General features: G+C 63.8%; 15 protein-coding genes. 8 read left to right on the top strand and 7 right to left on the bottom strand.

All coding sequences use genetic code 11. The features are described from left to right. The first annotated feature begins 31 nt into the window (after positions 1-31). Together HU773_RS10880 and HU773_RS10875 are read left to right on the top strand one after the other, a co-directional pair. Complete coding sequence (locus tag HU773_RS10880; RefSeq protein WP_057439099.1) at positions 32-283, top strand: type II toxin-antitoxin system HicA family toxin; 252 nt, start codon at positions 32-34, stop codon at positions 281-283. Next, positions 280-645 carry a type II toxin-antitoxin system HicB family antitoxin gene (locus tag HU773_RS10875; protein WP_186626264.1) on the top strand — a complete coding sequence of 122 codons (366 nt, stop codon included), beginning with the start codon at positions 280-282 and terminating at the stop codon, positions 643-645. The genes HU773_RS10880 and HU773_RS10875 overlap by 4 nt, the downstream gene beginning before the upstream one ends. A gap of 1 nt (position 646) precedes the next feature. Here the strand turns inward: HU773_RS10875 and HU773_RS10870 are convergent, their stop codons facing one another. Further along, positions 647-1,819: an MFS transporter gene (locus tag HU773_RS10870; RefSeq protein WP_120732481.1), complete on the bottom strand. Its 1,173-nt coding sequence runs from the start codon at positions 1,817-1,819 to the stop codon at positions 647-649. A 142-nt stretch (positions 1,820-1,961) separates the two neighbouring features. Here HU773_RS10870 and HU773_RS10865 point away from each other — a divergent pair, with 142 nt between their 5' ends. Then, entirely contained in the window at positions 1,962-2,546 is a 585-nt protein-coding gene (locus HU773_RS10865) for a TetR/AcrR family transcriptional regulator (RefSeq protein WP_186626263.1), read from the top strand. Positions 2,547-2,579: 33 nt separating this feature from the next. Here HU773_RS10865 and HU773_RS10860 read toward each other — a convergent pair whose 3' ends face one another. The 4 genes from HU773_RS10860 to HU773_RS10845 all read right to left on the bottom strand — a co-directional run bounded on the left by HU773_RS10860 (position 2,580) and on the right by HU773_RS10845 (position 7,577). Then, on the bottom strand, positions 2,580-4,100 hold the full coding sequence (locus tag HU773_RS10860; RefSeq protein ID WP_057959158.1) for an MDR family MFS transporter: 1,521 nt from the start codon (positions 4,098-4,100) through the stop codon (positions 2,580-2,582). Further along, positions 4,090-5,241: an HlyD family secretion protein gene (locus HU773_RS10855; protein WP_057439103.1), complete on the bottom strand. Its 1,152-nt coding sequence runs from the start codon at positions 5,239-5,241 to the stop codon at positions 4,090-4,092. The genes HU773_RS10860 and HU773_RS10855 overlap by 11 nt, the downstream gene beginning before the upstream one ends. After that, positions 5,238-6,716: an efflux transporter outer membrane subunit gene (locus HU773_RS10850; protein WP_057959157.1), complete on the bottom strand. Its 1,479-nt coding sequence runs from the start codon at positions 6,714-6,716 to the stop codon at positions 5,238-5,240. The genes HU773_RS10855 and HU773_RS10850 overlap by 4 nt, the downstream gene beginning before the upstream one ends. Before the next feature lie 114 nt (positions 6,717-6,830). Beyond that, positions 6,831-7,577 (bottom strand): AraC family transcriptional regulator, encoded by a 747-nt coding sequence (locus tag HU773_RS10845; RefSeq protein WP_169990416.1) that lies wholly within the window; start codon positions 7,575-7,577, stop codon positions 6,831-6,833. 162 nt (positions 7,578-7,739) lie between these two features. Here HU773_RS10845 and HU773_RS10840 point away from each other — a divergent pair, with 162 nt between their 5' ends. The 4 genes from HU773_RS10840 (at position 7,740) to HU773_RS10825 (ending at position 12,109) form a co-directional block, all read left to right on the top strand. Then, complete coding sequence (locus HU773_RS10840) at positions 7,740-8,540, top strand: glucose 1-dehydrogenase (protein WP_057439105.1); 801 nt, start codon at positions 7,740-7,742, stop codon at positions 8,538-8,540. Continuing rightward, positions 8,533-10,359 carry a glycoside hydrolase family 15 protein gene (locus HU773_RS10835; RefSeq protein ID WP_115127918.1) on the top strand — a complete coding sequence of 609 codons (1,827 nt, stop codon included), beginning with the start codon at positions 8,533-8,535 and terminating at the stop codon, positions 10,357-10,359. The genes HU773_RS10840 and HU773_RS10835 overlap by 8 nt, the downstream gene beginning before the upstream one ends. Before the next feature lie 207 nt (positions 10,360-10,566). Beyond that, entirely contained in the window at positions 10,567-11,139 is a 573-nt protein-coding gene (locus tag HU773_RS10830) for a GNAT family N-acetyltransferase (RefSeq protein WP_057959218.1), read from the top strand. Between the two features lie 37 nt (positions 11,140-11,176). Continuing rightward, entirely contained in the window at positions 11,177-12,109 is a 933-nt protein-coding gene (locus tag HU773_RS10825) for an alpha/beta fold hydrolase (protein WP_057959154.1), read from the top strand. Here HU773_RS10825 and HU773_RS10820 read toward each other — a convergent pair. After that, positions 12,079-13,047: a GlxA family transcriptional regulator gene (locus HU773_RS10820; protein ID WP_115127916.1), complete on the bottom strand. Its 969-nt coding sequence runs from the start codon at positions 13,045-13,047 to the stop codon at positions 12,079-12,081. The genes HU773_RS10825 and HU773_RS10820 overlap by 31 nt on opposite strands. 90 nt (positions 13,048-13,137) lie before the next feature. On the opposite strand from HU773_RS10820, the gene inhA reads away from it, so the two are divergent. Beyond that, positions 13,138-13,818, top strand: coding sequence for an isonitrile hydratase (inhA, locus tag HU773_RS10815; RefSeq protein WP_170045256.1), 681 nt, complete (start codon positions 13,138-13,140; stop codon positions 13,816-13,818). 807 nt (positions 13,819-14,625) lie between these two features. On the opposite strand, the gene HU773_RS10810 is transcribed toward inhA, so the two are convergent. Next, entirely contained in the window at positions 14,626-15,255 is a 630-nt protein-coding gene (locus tag HU773_RS10810; protein ID WP_170060688.1) for a LysE family translocator, read from the bottom strand. Between the last annotated feature and the right edge of the window lie 121 nt (positions 15,256-15,376).

The following is a 15,376-nucleotide window of genomic DNA, read 5'->3' as shown; positions in this document are numbered from 1 at the left end:
CAACTACATTTAGTTACACGCAGGGAACGCCGTGTCCAAAAATGAAAAGCTGCTCGCCAAACTGCTTAACCTGCAGATGGCATTTACCTGGCCCGAGCTCGTGACATTGTTAGGCTGGCTGGGTTACCGACAAATCGAAGGGGCTGGGAGCCGCGTCAAGTTCGACATAGGCGACCCGAGTGCAATGATCACCTTGCACAAGCCCCACCCTGGCAATGAACTGAAGTACTACATTCGGCGCCAGATCATTGAACAGTTGGAATCAGGAGGCTTGATTCAGTGAGCAACCAGTTGAAACACAAAGGTTACATCGGCTCCATAGAAGCCAGCGTCGAGGACAATTGCCTGTTCGGCAAGCTGCTGTTTATCCGCCCCCTGGTCAGTTACGAAGGGCAGACCGTGGCCCAGTTGGAGGCCGCCTTTCGCGAGGCCGTGGAGGATTATCTGGTTACTTGCCAGACCCTGGGCCAGGCACCGGAAAAGCCCTGCAAAGGCTCCTTCAATGTACGGGTCGGCCATGATCTGCACCTGGCTGCGGCCCTGGCGGCGACGCAGAAAAAGGTCACGCTCAACGACCTGACACGCCAGGCGCTGAACGAGTTCCTGCGCCATCACCGTACAGACAGCCACCCCGCCCTGGGGTGACTCATCCCAGGCGGCGGTAGCCCAATAAAGCGGACACCAGCACCACTGCCCCGGCCATCAGCGCCACCCAGAACCCGCTGGCGGCGCCAAAGTGGTCGATCATCCAGCCGGAACTCGCGGCACCGATGGCCACGCCGATACTCAAGCCGGTGATCAGCCAGGTCATGCCTTCGGTCAGGCGGCTGGGTGGCACGACCTGCTCCACCAGCGCCATGGACACAATCAAGGTCGGGGCAAAAAACAGCCCGGACACAAACACCGCCAATGCCAGCCCGAGGATATCCCCCACCCACAGCAGTGGCAGGGTTGTCAGGGCAGTTGCCAGGCCACAGAGCAGGAACTGCCGGGGCAAGGGCATGTTCAGCTTCAGCGCACCGAAGGCCAGCCCCGCCAGGCACGAGCCGATGGCATACACCGACAGCACGATACTCGCGGCAGCCGGCTGGCCCTGGTGCTGGGCGAACGCCACGCTGACCACGTCTACCACCCCGACAATGGTGCCCATGGCCACCAGTAGGATTATCAACACCAGCACCGACGGCTGGGTGATCAACCAACTGCCCTGGTGCTCAAGTTGCGCGTGAATGGCAGGCTCGGTCTGTTTTTGCAGAACAAAGGCGGTCACGCCAACCGCCAACAGGATCGCCCCCACCAGCGGCCCCGCCTCGGGAAACAGCAGCACACACAATCCCACCGACAGCGGCGGGCCGAGGATAAAGCACACCTCGTCGAGCACCGATTCCAGGGCAAAGGCTGTTTGCAAACGTGGCTGGCCACGGTAGATCTCGGTCCAGCGCGCCCGCACCATGGCCGACATGTTGGGCATGCAACCGGCCAGGGCGGCAAAGATAAACAGGGTCCAGTCCGGCGCCTGCAAACGGGTACACAGCAACAGCAGCAACAACGCCCCACCGCCGATCATGGCTGCCACCGGCAAGACGCGGCCCTGGCCATAACGGTCTACCAGTCGCGAAACCTGCGGTGCGCAAAAGGCCGTGGCCAGGGCAAACGTTGCCGCCACCGCGCCCGCCAACCCATAACCGCCACGCAGTTGGGACAACATGGTGATCAGCCCGATACCGGTCATGGATATCGGCATGCGAGCGAGCATGCCGGCCGATACAAAAGCCCTGGAACCTGGCGCCTGGAACAGCTCGGCGTAGGGGTTTGCCATGGTGCGTGACCTCTTGCTGGGAGCCCTGGAGCTTGCCATTCAATGCAATCCGGGGAAAAGATATACGGTGCGTATGTGACAAATCATGAGTAACATACGCGGCGTATGTCAACCACTCACCCACAACTAGCGAGCGTTTTCCATGAGCCGAGCCCGCGCCGAGATGATTGAAGAAACCCGCGCCCGCCTGTTGGCCAGCGCCCGCCATGCCTTTGCCACCCAAGGCTTTGCCAATACCTCGATGGATGATTTCACCGCCCGCGCCGGCCTTACCCGTGGGGCGCTGTACCATCACTTTGGCGACAAGAAAGGACTGCTGGCCGCGGTGGTCGCGCAACTCGACAGCGAAATGGATGACCGTCTGCAACAAATCAGCACTCAGGCCGACAACCCCTGGGACGGTTTTTGCGAGCGCTGCCGCGCCTACCTGCACATGGCCCAGGATCCCGAGATCCAGCGGATCGTGCTGCAAGATGCACCGGCGGTGCTGGGTGCAGACGTGGGGGCCCAGCAGCACTGCATCGAATCATTGCGTCGGCTGCTGGATGAATTGATGCAGGCCGGGCTTATCGAGCATGCCCCCAGCCTGGCACTGGCCCGGTTGATCAATGGCAGCCTGGTAGATACGGCGCAATGGATTGCCCATGCCGAACGCCCGGACGAATGCCTGGAGCAAGCGCTGCAAGGCCTGGAGTTGCTGCTGCGGGGGCTGAAACCCCATCGCTGAGTTGCTCGCCACAACACGAACCCGCGACAGCGATCAAGTGCGGCGAAGCAGCAACGCCGCCACCGCACACAAGGTCAATGCCACACACGCCAGGTAGAACGCGTCGCTGTAAGCCATCAAAAATGCCTGGTGCCGCACGCTCTGGTCGAGCAACCCCAGCACTTGCTGCTGCTCCGGCCATTGCTCCTGCAACAAGCCGCCGTTCGGCAAATGTTGCTGTAAAGCCGGTTCGAAAATGCTCAGCGACTCACCGATGCGCGCCGAATGCACCTGCTCGCGCACCACCACCAGTTGCGCCAGCAGGGCCGTGCCCACCGCGCCGCCCAGGTTGCGCAACATCGAGAACACTGCCGAGGCCGAGCCGGACTGTGCCTTGGCCAGCCCATGCACCGCCAGCACCGACAGCGCCACCATGATCAGCGGCTGGCCAATGCCGCGCACCACGATCGAGGGGATGATCACGTTGCTGGCGCTGTCTGCCGACAAGTGCGCGCCCATCCAGCAGCCCAGGGCCATGATCGCAAAACCGGAGGCCACGAGAATTTTTGCGCTCAACCACTTCATCAGTCGTGGCAGGAACGGCGCCAGCACCAGTTGCACCAGGCCATAGGCAATCAGGCTGACGCCAATTTCACTGGCGTTGTAGCCCTGCATCTGTGACAGGTAATTGGGCACCAGGAATACCAGGCCGTACGTGCTGGCACCGAAGATAAACATCGCCACACTGGCCACGCCAAAGTTGTAGTGCGCCAATAGCCGCAGGTTGATAAAGCTTTTGCGGCCCCACAATTGTCGGCCGACAAAGCCCACCAGGCCCACCGCCGCCGCCAGGCTCATCCAGCCGATAAACGCCGAACCGAACCAATCCTTGCGCCCGCCCTCCTCCAGCACGATCTGCAACGCGCCCAGGCCCAGGACCATGCAGGCGATGCCCAACCAGTCGCCCTGGCGCAACAGCCCAAGGTTCATCGGCTGGCGGTCAATGGACCAGGCCACTGCCGCCAACAGCGCGATACCGGGAAACAGTTGCAGGTAGAAGATCCAGCGCCACGAATACACATCGGTCAGCCAGCCACCAATGGACGGCCCTGCGGCCTGGGCCACACTGTTGGCCAGGCTGAACAGGGCCATGCCCAGGGGGATCTTGCTGGCAGGCAGTTCGGTGATGATCAACTGGAACGATAACGGAATCAGCACCGCCCCCGCCGCCCCCTGAATGACCCGGATGATGATCATCACCGGCAGGTTCGGCGCCATCGAACAGGCCACCGAGGCCACCAGGAAAACCCCGGAGCCCCACAGCATCACCCGCCGCAACGAGAACACCTGCACCAGCCACGCGGTGAGCGGGATCATGATGATTTCCGCCACCAGATAGGCCGTGGAAATCCACGAGCCCTCCTCGAACGTGGCCCCCAGCGCACCTTCGATTTCCGGCAGGGCGGCGCTGGTGACATGCACATTCATGCCGGCCATGAAGCAGCCGAACAAACCACCGATCACCGCGACCCAGGCGCGAAACGAAACGTTCGAGGTGCGCCCATCAGCCTCCATGGGAACCGTCCTGCTGGCTGGCCGGGCGGGTGTCCACCGTGGCGATCACGGACATCCCCGGCAAGATCACGGGTGCATTCGTCTCGTCGGCCACCAGGCGGATCTTCACCGCAAAGCGCTGCACGATCTTGGTGAAATTGCCGGTGGCGTTGTCCGGGGGCAACAAGGCGAACACCGCACCGGAACCGGGGGCGATGCTTTCGATCTGGCCGCGCCAGTGCTGGCCGGAAAAACTGTCCACCGCGATATCGACCGCCTGCCCCGGCGCCATGTGCTGCAACTGGGTTTCCTTGTAATTGGCGATCACATAGGCCTGTGCCACCGGCACCACCGCCAACAAAGGCAGACCCGGCATCACATACTGCTGGCGGCGGACCTTGCGCTGGCCCACTACGCCGTCGAACGGCGCGCGGATCGCTGTGTCATTCAAGGCATTCTGGGCCAGGGCCAGGTTGGCCTGGGCCTCGCCCACCCGGGCCTGGGATTCGGCGATCCGCGCCTTCGCCTGCTGGCGGCGCGCCTGCAGCACCTGGCACTGGGCTTGCTGCCGGGCCACTTGGGCACGGGCTTCGGTCACCGCTGCCAATGCCTTGGCCCGCCCGGCGCTGGCGGTTTCCAGGCGCTCGCGGGTGGCGATCTGTTGATCCACCAGATCGCGGTAGCGCTGGAAGTCCAGGCGCGCACGATGGGCCTCAGCCTCGCTGCTATGCAGGGCAGCCTGGGCCTGGGCGATACGTTGCTGCTGCTCGTCGAGCCGTGCGTCGAGGGTGGTCAGGCTGGACTGGCGGGCATTCGCCGCCGCCCGGGCTTGCTGCAACCGCGCCTGGGTGCTGCGCAGCTGCTCGACAAAATCACGCTCATCCAGGCGCACCAGCACATCCCCGGCCTTGACCGGCTGGTTGTCCTCCACCAGCACCTGGGCCACGTAGCCGGCAATCCGCGGGCTGACGGCGACCCAATCGGCGCGCACGTAGGCGTCGTCGGTCTCTTCCAGAAATCGCCCCAACTGCCACCAATACGCGGCAAACAGCCCCGCCCCCAACAGCGTCACCAGTGATGCGCCCGTCAGCAGGGCGCGGCGATGGCGCTGCATCAAGCTGGGAGTGGATGGCAGGATCGCGGGTTCAACAGCCTGGTTCATGGCTTGGCTCCAAGGGCAGCAAGGGGTAAGGGTTGAGGTTGATCATTGCGTTGCCAGCCACCACCGAGCGCCTGGAACAGGTCGATCTGGCGGTTGATCAAGCGCAGGTCGGCCTGGGCCACGCGGGCCTGGAGGTTGACCAGGTTGCGCTCGCTGTCCAGCAGTTGCAGGGCATCAAGGGCTCCGGCCCGATAGCTGCGGGTGGCCAGCTCATGGGCCTGCTGGCTGTTGTCCAGCGCGGCCTGCAGGGCTTGGCGGCGCTGTTGTTCGCCCTGGTACAGCGCCAGGGCTTGTTCGACTTGTTTCAAGGCACGCAGTACCGTGCCGTCGAAACGCGCCTGGGCCTCGCGCGCCTGGGCCCGGCGCTGGCTCACTTGGGCCTGGGCAACGCCGCGCTGGGGAAAGCGCCAGGACAGCAACGGCCCCACGGAGTACACCAGCGCTTCACTGGTCCCCAGCTTGCCCAGGCTGCTCGCGGAGGACTCCAGCGCGGCACCGAAGGTCACCCGTGGATACAACTCGGCGCGAGCGACACCAATGGCCAGCGTGGCCGCTTGCAGCTGGCGCTCGGCACGGCGAATATCGGCCCGCCGCTGCACCAGCGCCCAGCCATCGCCCACGGGCAGCGGCGCCTGCAATTGTGGGCGCCGGGCACAGGTTTGCCGTGCCACCTCCAGGGGCGGCACGCCACTGAGCACCGCCAGCTCATACAGGGCCGCCTGATAGCGCGCGGTCAACATCGGCAGCGGCGCACGGGTTTCTTCCAGCAGGCCATTGAGGCGCGCCAGGTCCAGCGCCGTCGCCGCACCGGCCTTCTGCAGTCTGCGAGTGACGTCGACACTGCGCTCCAACACCTGCACCGAATGACGCTGCACCTGGCGGCTGAACGCATAGACACAGGCCTGGCCATAGGCCCGGGTGGTCTGCGCGGCCACGGTCACCCGCCATTCGTCTTCCAGCGCCCGCGCCGCATCCGCATCGGCACGGGCGGCGGCCAGGCGATAACGCACCTCGCCCCAGAGGTCGAGGGTGTAGCTCAGGGAGAATCCAGGGGCGTGGCTCCACTGGGCCTCGGCCTGCTCATCGCGGGCCTGGGCCAGGGTCTGGTCGTCTCGGCTGCGGCCGTAGCCGACGCCGTAGGCCAGAAGAGTCGAGGGTTGGCGTTCGCCATCTACCTGCTCCAGGCGCGCCAATAGCGCGTCGACATGGGCGGCGGCGGCAGCAAGGTCTTGGTTATGGTTCAGGGCCTGCGCTACAAGCCGGTCCAATTGCGGGTCACGGTAAAGCTGCCACCAGCGCTCGGGCAGCGGTTGGGCCGCTGACCCGCTGGACAAGTGCGGCGCCGCCCGGGCCGTCAGCTGCGCTGCGGGCTCGTCGGGCAGGCCACGGCATCCGGCTAGCGCACCCAGCAAAAGCAGGGTCAGGACTGCCGGGGGGCGACTGCTGGTGGAGGGATGAACGACAAGGCTGGGCATCACAAAGCTCGCTGAAGAATGAGCTTTGCAGATTAGGCATGCGCCCTGGCGGATTCGCCCGCGCCAGGGCCATGTATCGTCGCCAAACGGACAATTGGGTTACATGAAGCAACATCAGGCCTGGGGACGAAAATGACTCGGCGGGTAACCCAGCGAGCGGCGAAACATCGCGCTGAACGCACTCGGGCTCTGATAACCATGTTCCAGCGCCACCTCCAGGATCGAGGCGCCCTGGGCCAGCAGCTTCAGGCTCAGGGCCAGACGCGCACGCTTGCGCCATTCGCCAAAGCTCATGCCCAGTTCCCGCTGGAAAATCCGGCTCAGGGTGCGCGCACTCATGTTCAGGGTGTCGGCCCAGGATTCCAGGCTGCTGTCATCGGCCGGGTTGCGGATAAACCGGGTACACAACCTGGCCAGGCGGGCTTCGCCAGGCACCGGCACATGCATGGCCACCACCGGCGCGGCCAGCAGCTCCATGCGGATCACTTCCACCATGGCCTGCAAGCGTGGGCTGTTGACTTCACCGGCGATCAGCGTCGCCGCCACGATCAGCTCGCGCAGCAGTGCCGAGACCTCGATCACCTGGCAGGTGCGGCCCAGGCTCGGCTCGACCTCGGGCATCAGGAACAGGGTGCGCATATGCACTTCGCCGGCCATGCGAATCTCGTGGGGCGTCCCGGCGGGTACCCACAACGCATGCCCGGACGGCACCAGCCAACTGCCCTGGGCCGTACTGACCACCATCACCCCGGTGACGCCGTGGATCAATTGCGCCTGGGTATGACAATGGGGATAGACCACTTCGTCGTTGCGGTAGTTGTCGGCATAAGCCTCAAGCCAAGGCCGGTGCACAGTTGTCATGGGCTGCGTCTCACGTCGTTAAGCCACTGATTCTAACTAAAAGCCCGCTGGCGAAAACGATAGATATAGACAGCCATCGTCGCATTCCAGACAGGCCACTGAACTTGTGCCCCGCGCCGTCAGTCAGCTGAATGGACTTCTGGAATAAAGGCTGGATGGACAATGCGCATCTCGTTGGAACAACAAGTCGCCGTAGTCACCGGCGCCAGCTCCGGCATTGGCGCGGGGGCCGCCAGGGCGCTGGCTGCGGCCGGCGCGGCAGTCGTGGTGAACTACAACAGCCAGGCAGAACCCGCCCAGGCCCTGGCCGCGCAGATCAACCAGGCCGGTGGCCGGGCCCTGGCGATCGGCGCCGATGTGTCCAGGGAAGCCGATGTCGAACGCCTGTTCGCGCAGACCCTCGACGCCTTCGGCCACCTCGACATCCTGGTGGCCAACTCGGGCCTGCAAAAAGACGCCGCCATCAGCGACATGACCCTTGAGGAGTGGAACGCGGTGATTGGCGTCAACCTCACCGGCCAGTTCCTCTGCGCCCGCGCCGCCCTGCGTATTTTTAACCGCCAGGGCGTGCGAGCCGGCGTATCCCGGGCCGCCGGCAAGATCATCCATATGAGTTCGGTGCACCAGTTGATCCCCTGGGCCGGTCACGTCAATTACGCGGCCTCCAAGGGCGGCGTCGAGATGCTGATGCGCAGCCTCGCCCAGGAAGTCAGCCACCAACGGATCCGCATCAACGGCATCGCGCCGGGGGCGATCCGCACCGCCATCAACCGCGCTGCCACCGAGGGCGATGCCGAACAGCAGTTGCTGAAATTGATCCCCTATGGGCGCGTCGGCGACGTCGAAGATGTGGCCAACGCCGTGGTCTGGCTGGCCAGTGATGCCTCCGACTATGTGGTGGGCAGCACCTTGTTTATCGACGGCGGCATGAGTCTCTACCCGGAGTTCAAAGACAATGGTTGATCTGAAAAACGAAGCGCAAAGCGCCATCGACGCCCACGGCATTATCGGTGACATGCGCAGTGCGGCGCTGATCAACGACCAGGGCAGCATCGACTTTTTCTGCTGGCCGGAATTCGACAGCCCGTCGATCTTCTGCTCGCTCCTGGACTCCCCCGCCGCCGGGATTTTCCAGTTGACCCCGGACCTGCCCCAGGCGCGCCGGGAACAGATCTACCTGCCGGATACCAATGTCCTGCAAACCCGCTGGCTGAGTGATGAGGCCGTGGTGGAAATCACCGACCTGCTGAGCATCAGCGATGACGTTGATGACCTGCCCCTGCTGATCCGCCGGGTGCGCGTGGTGAGCGGCAAGGCCACCCTGCACCTGCGCTGCGCGGTGCGCCATGACTATGCCCGGGCACCCACTCGGGCCACCGCCGATAACGCTGATGTGTGCTTCGAGGCGCCGGGCCTGCCTGGGTTGCGCCTGGCCAGCAGCGTGCCGTTGCAGATCGCAGATGACGCCGCCGTCGCCTGCTTTACCCTGGACCAGGACCAGGGGGCCGAATTTGTCCTCGGCGGCCGGGACGATATACGCGTGGCCAGCGACGTTACCGACCTGCACCTGCAGCACACCCTGAAATTCTGGCGCGGCTGGCTGGCCCAGTCCAACTACCGCGGCCGCTGGCGGGAAATGGTCAATCGCTCGGCCCTGGCCCTGAAGCTGCTGACCTCGCGCAAACACGGCGCGATCCTCGCAGCGGCCACCTTCGGCCTGCCGGAAGCCCCCGGCGGCGAACGCAATTGGGATTACCGCTACACCTGGATCCGCGACGCCTCGTTCACCGTCTACGCCTTTATGCGCCTGGGTTTTGTCCAGGAAGCCAATGACTACATGCGCTGGTTGCGCGGGCGCGTCAGCGACTGTTGCGGGCAACCGATGAAAATCAACATCCTGTATGGCATCGACGGCCGCCAGCAATTGCCGGAAACCGAGCTGAGCCACCTCAGCGGCCACGGCGGCGCGCAACCGGTGCGCATTGGCAACGAGGCCTTTGACCAGGTGCAGCTGGATATTTTTGGCGAACTGATGGACGCGGTGTACCTGGTCAACAAGTACGGCGAAGCCATCTCCCATGAGGGCTGGAAACACACCCTGGAAGTGGTGGACCAAGTGTGCGAAACCTGGAACCAGAAAGACGTCGGCATCTGGGAAATGCGTGGCGAGCAACATCACTTCCTGCATTCGCGGCTGATGTGCTGGGTGGCACTCGACCGCGCGATCCGCCTGGCCTCCAAGCGCTCGCTGCCGGCACCGTTCGCCCGCTGGGACCAGACCCGCCAGGCGATTTATGAAGATATCTGGAGCAACTTCTGGAACGCAGAACGCGGGCATTTCGTGCAGCACATCGGCAGCACTGCCCTGGATGGTTCGATGCTGTTGATGCCGCTGGTGCGTTTTGTGGCGGCCACCGACCCGCGCTGGTTATCGACCCTGGACGCCATCCAGAAAAGCCTGGTGCGCGATGGCATGGTCTACCGCTACCGCAATGACGACAGTCAAATTGACGGTTTGCAAGGCACAGAGGGGGCGTTTACCGCCTGTTCATTCTGGTACGTCGAATGCCTGGCCCGCGCGGGGCAAGTAGAAAAGGCCCATCTGGAATTCGAGCAACTGCTGCGCTATGCCAACCCGCTGGGGCTGTATGCCGAGGAATTCGACAGCCAGGCGCGACATCTGGGGAATACACCGCAGGCATTGAGCCATTTGGCCTTGATCAGCGCGGCGACGTTTCTGGATCGCAAGTTGAGCGGGGAGAAAACCGTGTGGCAACCTTGAGAATCAAGCAGCGAAGTGAAACCCTTGTAGGCGCTATCAGGCAACCTCAACATTGGCTGTACTGACGTGATCGCAGCCTCGCTAACGCTCGACAGCTCCCACCTTTGATCTTTGCGACCTTGAGCGAGCTATCTGTCTGCCTCCTCCTGTATTCAAGGAACGAATATGAACCCGCCCCTGGCGCCCGAAAATGTTCAGTCGATACCTATGCCAACCGCACCACACCACGTGGATACTTTCCCCACCCTGCACACCGAGCGCTTGCGGCTCCGGGAGTTGACCCCCCACGACGCCCCGGCGCTGTTTGCGATCTATCGAGATGCCGAGGCCATGCCTTGGTTTGGCATCGACCCCATGACCGACATATCCCAGGCCCACGCCCTGATCGCCACCTTCGCCCACTGGCGAACCCAGGCCAATCCGGGCACGCGCTGGGGCCTGGAATACGCTGGCGAGTTGATGGGCACCTGCGGGCTGTTCAAATGGAATCGCCAGTGGAACAGCTGCGCCCTCGCCTGCGAACTGGCGCCGTCAGCCAGGGGCAGCGGATTGATGAGCGAGGCTTTGCGCAGCGTGCTCGACTGGGGCTTTGCGCAGATGCAACTGCACCGTGTCGAAGCGCTGGTCCATCCGCGTAACCTGCCGTCCCAGGCACTGCTGGGCCGGCTGGGCTTTACCCGCGAAGGCGTGCTGCGCGAGGCCGGGTTTTGGGCCGGTGGCTACCAGGATCTGCACGTGTTTTCGCTGCTGGCCCATGAACACGTAAAGGTTTCGCGCTAAAGTCCAGGCTCCCTGCTGTGACCCGAACGGAGTCCCAATGAGCCCCTCGATCGCGCTGCTGTATATCCGCACTCCCATGCTCGATATCGCCTACGAAGCCCATGGCCCGGCCGACGGTGAAGTGGTGATTCTGCTGCACGGTTTCCCCTATGACCCTCGCGGCTACGATGCCATCGCGCCGGTGTTGGCCGAGGCCGGTTATCGCGTGCTGGTGCCTTACCTGCGCGGCTACGGCCCGACCCGGTTTGTGCACGCCCAGGTGATGCGCTCCGGCCAACAGGCGGCGCTGGCCAAGGATCTGCTGGACTTCATGGATGCCCTGGCCATCGACCAGGCCGCCCTCGCCGGTTATGACTGGGGTGGGCGCGCCGCGTGCATTGTCGCGGCGCTTTGGCCCGAGCGCGTGCGCTGCCTGGTCACTGGCGACGGTTACAACATCCAGGACATCGCAAAGTCCATCCAGCCCCGCGCGCCAGTCACCGAGCATCGGTTGTGGTACCAGTTTTACTTCCACACCCAACGGGGCGTCGATGGCCTGACCGCCAACCGCCGCGAGTTGTGCGAACTGTTGTGGTCGCTCTGGTCGCCCTCCTGGGCTGCGGGGCCGAGCCTTTACCCGCAGACGGCACCCTCGTTTGATAACCCGGACTTTGTGGAGGTGGTAATCCACTCCTATCGCCATCGCTTCATGTATGCCGAGGGTGATCCGGCGCTGGAAGTGATTGAACAGGCGCTGGTGCAACCACCGCCGATTTCGGTGCCCACCATTTCGCTGTGCGGTGCCGACGACGGTGTCGGCCCGGCTCCCGAGGTGGATGACGACGTGGGTAATTTCAGCGGATTCTATCGGCGCCGGGTGCTCGCCGGGGTGGGCCACAATATTCCCCAGGAAGCACCGCAGGCCACGCTCGATGCACTGTTTGAACTGCTTGAACAGACTCAGGCCGGCGCCGAAAACCGCTCGCGATAAAGCTGCGGGGTGATCGACAAGGCGCGGATAAAACTGCGGCGCATGGTTTCTTCGCTGCCAAAGCCACATTGCGCGGCGATGCGTTTGATTGCCACGGCGCTGTCGGCCAGTTGCCGGCGTGCGGTTTCCACGCGGATCAGTTCCACCGCCCGGGCCGGGGTCTGGCCGGTTTCGGCGCGGTAATGGCGTACGAAGCTGCGTTCGCTCATGCCGCACGCGGCCGCCAGGGTCGCGATGTTCAAGTCCAGGTGCAGGTGCTCGGCAATCCACCCATGCAATTCGCTGAAGCGGCTACCGCCCTTTTGCAGGGACAGGGTGACGCTGAACTGCGACTGGCCACCGGGGCGCTTGAGAAACACCACCAGGTGCCGCGCCACTTCCAGGGCCACCGCGCGGCCCAGGTCCTGTTCCACCAGGGCCAGGCACAAGTCGATGCCGGCCGTGACGCCCGCCGAGGTCCAGAGCGAGCCCTGCTGGATAAAGATCGGGTTGGCCTCGACCTGCAACCTGGGGTATTTGCGCGCCAGTTCCTCGCAGCGCGTCCAGTGGGTGGCGACCCGACAGCCATCGAGCAGGCCACTGGCGGCCAGCAGAAAGGCGCCGGTGCACACCGAAGTCATGCGCCGCGAGTGCCTGGCTTTTTGCCGGACCCACTCCACCAGTTGCGGATCCTCGGCCGCCCCATACACGCCCCAGCCGCCAGCAATCACCAGGGTGTCGCAGGGCGTGTCGGCGCCAGGCAACGGCTCGGCCACCAGGGCCAGGCCGGCGGAGGTCATCACCGGCTCGGCCTGGGCGGCAATCACGTTGACCGCATAGGGCAACGGCAAGCCTTGCTGGCGCGCCAGGTCGTTGGCCGAGGCAAACACTTGCAACGGTCCGGTGACGTCGAGCACCTGCACATTGGCGAAGGCGAGCACATGGATGATTTTCGGCATGATTGGCGTGATTAGTGGGCTCAATGGCGTATGCGCCAAAGCCTAGGCCACTAGAGTGAAGCCGTCCATCCCTCTTCCTGGAGTTTGACCATGACCTTGCAGATCGGCTTTGTGTTGTTCCCCGGTATTCAGCAACTGGACCTCACCGGCCCTTACGACGTGCTGGCGTCGTTGCCGGAGGTGCGACTGCATCTGATTTGGAAAGACCTGGCGCCGATCACTTCCAGCAGCGGGTTGGTGCTGTCGCCGACCACCACCTACGACGACTGCCCTACCCTGGATGTGATCTGCGTGCCGGGCGGCTCGGGGGTTGGGCCATTGATGGAAGATGAGCCGACCCTGGACTTTCTGCGGGCGCAATCCCAGACCGCACGTTATGTGACGTCGGTGTGTACCGGCTCGCTGGTGCTGGGCGCTGCGGGTTTGCTGCGCGGGCGGCGGGCCACCACGCATTGGGCCTACCACGACATGCTGGCCACCCTCGGCGCCACGCCGGTGCAGGAGCGCGTGGTGCGCGACGGCAACCTGTTTACCGGGGGAGGCATCACTGCGGGGATCGACTTTGCCCTGACCCTGGCCGCCGAGCTGTACAGCGAGGCGGCGGCGCAGTTGGTGCAGTTGCAGCTTGAATATGCGCCGGCCCCTCCCTTCAATGCCGGCCGCCCGGACACTGCACCACGGCAGGTACTGGACGAGGCGAATAAGCGCACCGCTGAATCACGCAAGACCCGGGGCGAAATTGCCGCACGGGCGGCGGCGCGACTGGGCTGAAGGCCGAACTATTTTCCCCTGTGGGAGCGGGTTTGCTCGCGAAGACGTCGGCCCAGCAAACATTGATGTTGACTGACCCACTGCTTTCGCGAGCAAGCCCGCTCCCACAGGGGATGTGCGTCGGAGCAAAAGCTTGGGCCACACCACAAATCAAAGGTGGGAGCTGGCTTGCCTGCGATCGCGGTGTGCCAGCCGCCAAAAATAGTGGCTGAACCGCCGCTATCGCGAGCAAGCCCGCTCCCACAGGGGATGTGCATCAGGGCAAAAGCTTGGGCCACACCACAAATCAAAGGTGGGAGCTGGCTTGCCTGCGATGACGGTATACCAGCCGCCAACAATAGTGGCTGAACCGCCGCTATCGCGGGCAAGCCGGCTCCCACAGGGGATGTGCGTCGGGGCAAAAGCTTGGGCCACACCACAAATCAAAGGTGGGAGCTGGCTTGCCTGCGATGACGGTATACCAGCCGCCAACAATAGTGGCTGAACCTCCGCTATCGCGGGCAAGCCCGCTCCCACAGGGGATGTGCGTCAGGGCAGAAGCTTGGGCCACACCACAAATCAAAGGTGGGAGCTGGCTTGCCTGCGATGACGGTATACCAGCCGCCAACAATAGTGGCTGAACCGCCGCCATCGCGGGCAAGCCCGCTCCCACAGGGGGTGTGCGTCGGGGCAGAAGCTTGGGCCACACCACAAATCAAAGGTGGGAGCTGGCTTGCCTGCGATGACGGTATACCAGCCGCCAAAAATAGTGGCTGAACCGCCGCCATCGCGGGCAAGCCGGCTCCCACAAAGAGAGGCACCTGCCGTCTACAAGGTGCGTGGCATCAGCGCCAGGCGCACGGCCAATACTGTCAGCACCGTGGCCAACCCCCATTTCTGCAAGCCGGCGGTTCTTTTACTGCCGGCGAAAAACCGGCTGATCGCCCCGCCAAAAACCCCGAGCACGGCATGAAACACCCCGGCAATCAGCGTCAGGACCAGGCCCAACTGCACCAATTGCAGGGCCATGGGCCCGGCCTCGGGCTTGACGAACTGCGGCAGGAACACCATGAAAAACAGCAGCGCCTTGGGGTTGAGCAGGCTATTGAGCATGGCGCGCATAAACACCCCGCCCAGGCGTACCCGCACAACCTGGGCGGTGTCCAGGGATGGCTTTTTTTGCAGGGTCTTGAACGCCAGCCACAGCAGATAGACCACGCCGGCATAGCGAATCAGGTCAAAGGCCGGCGGCCAACTGGCCACCAGGGCGGTGACGCCGGTGGCGGTCAAGGCGGTCAGCAGCAGGTCCGCCACCCCGATCCCCAACCCGGCCGCCACTCCACCCCGCCAGCCATAGCTCACGCCATGACTGATGACAAAGGCCATGTTCGGCCCGGGCGACAGCAGCAACAGCAGCACGGAACCAGAGAAAACCGCGAGGGTTGCGAGATCGATCATGCTCAACTCATCCGCCAGGGAAAACCCAAGATTAGTCTCACCGCGCCCCCCGCGACCAGCCTCCAGGCACAACACCTGAAGATAGGTGATTGCCCAATGCCACGGGCCACGTCTAGAATGC

This window comes from Pseudomonas shahriarae (assembly GCF_014268455.2).
GTDB classification, from domain to species: domain Bacteria; phylum Pseudomonadota; class Gammaproteobacteria; order Pseudomonadales; family Pseudomonadaceae; genus Aquipseudomonas; species Aquipseudomonas shahriarae.
This window is presented reverse-complemented; position numbering and strand designations above follow the sequence as displayed.

Excerpts from the sequence above, each read along its gene's own strand:
- inhA (WP_170045256.1), top strand. The coding sequence starts at position 13,138 with ATGACCTTGCAGATCGGCTTTGTGTTGTTCCCCGGTATTCAGCAACTG.
- HU773_RS10850 (WP_057959157.1), bottom strand. The coding sequence starts at position 6,716 with ATGCCCAGCCTTGTCGTTCATCCCTCCACCAGCAGTCGCCCCCCGGCA.
- HU773_RS10835 (WP_115127918.1), top strand. The coding sequence starts at position 8,533 with ATGGTTGATCTGAAAAACGAAGCGCAAAGCGCCATCGACGCCCACGGC.
- HU773_RS10810 (WP_170060688.1), bottom strand. The coding sequence starts at position 15,255 with ATGATCGATCTCGCAACCCTCGCGGTTTTCTCTGGTTCCGTGCTGCTG.
- HU773_RS10865 (WP_186626263.1), top strand. The coding sequence starts at position 1,962 with ATGAGCCGAGCCCGCGCCGAGATGATTGAAGAAACCCGCGCCCGCCTG.
- HU773_RS10820 (WP_115127916.1), bottom strand. The coding sequence starts at position 13,047 with ATGCCGAAAATCATCCATGTGCTCGCCTTCGCCAATGTGCAGGTGCTC.
- HU773_RS10830 (WP_057959218.1), top strand. The coding sequence starts at position 10,567 with ATGCCAACCGCACCACACCACGTGGATACTTTCCCCACCCTGCACACC.
- HU773_RS10825 (WP_057959154.1), top strand. The coding sequence starts at position 11,177 with ATGAGCCCCTCGATCGCGCTGCTGTATATCCGCACTCCCATGCTCGAT.
- HU773_RS10870 (WP_120732481.1), bottom strand. The coding sequence starts at position 1,819 with ATGGCAAACCCCTACGCCGAGCTGTTCCAGGCGCCAGGTTCCAGGGCT.
- HU773_RS10860 (WP_057959158.1), bottom strand. The coding sequence starts at position 4,100 with ATGGAGGCTGATGGGCGCACCTCGAACGTTTCGTTTCGCGCCTGGGTC.
- HU773_RS10855 (WP_057439103.1), bottom strand. The coding sequence starts at position 5,241 with ATGAACCAGGCTGTTGAACCCGCGATCCTGCCATCCACTCCCAGCTTG.
- HU773_RS10845 (WP_169990416.1), bottom strand. The coding sequence starts at position 7,577 with ATGACAACTGTGCACCGGCCTTGGCTTGAGGCTTATGCCGACAACTAC.
- HU773_RS10840 (WP_057439105.1), top strand. The coding sequence starts at position 7,740 with ATGCGCATCTCGTTGGAACAACAAGTCGCCGTAGTCACCGGCGCCAGC.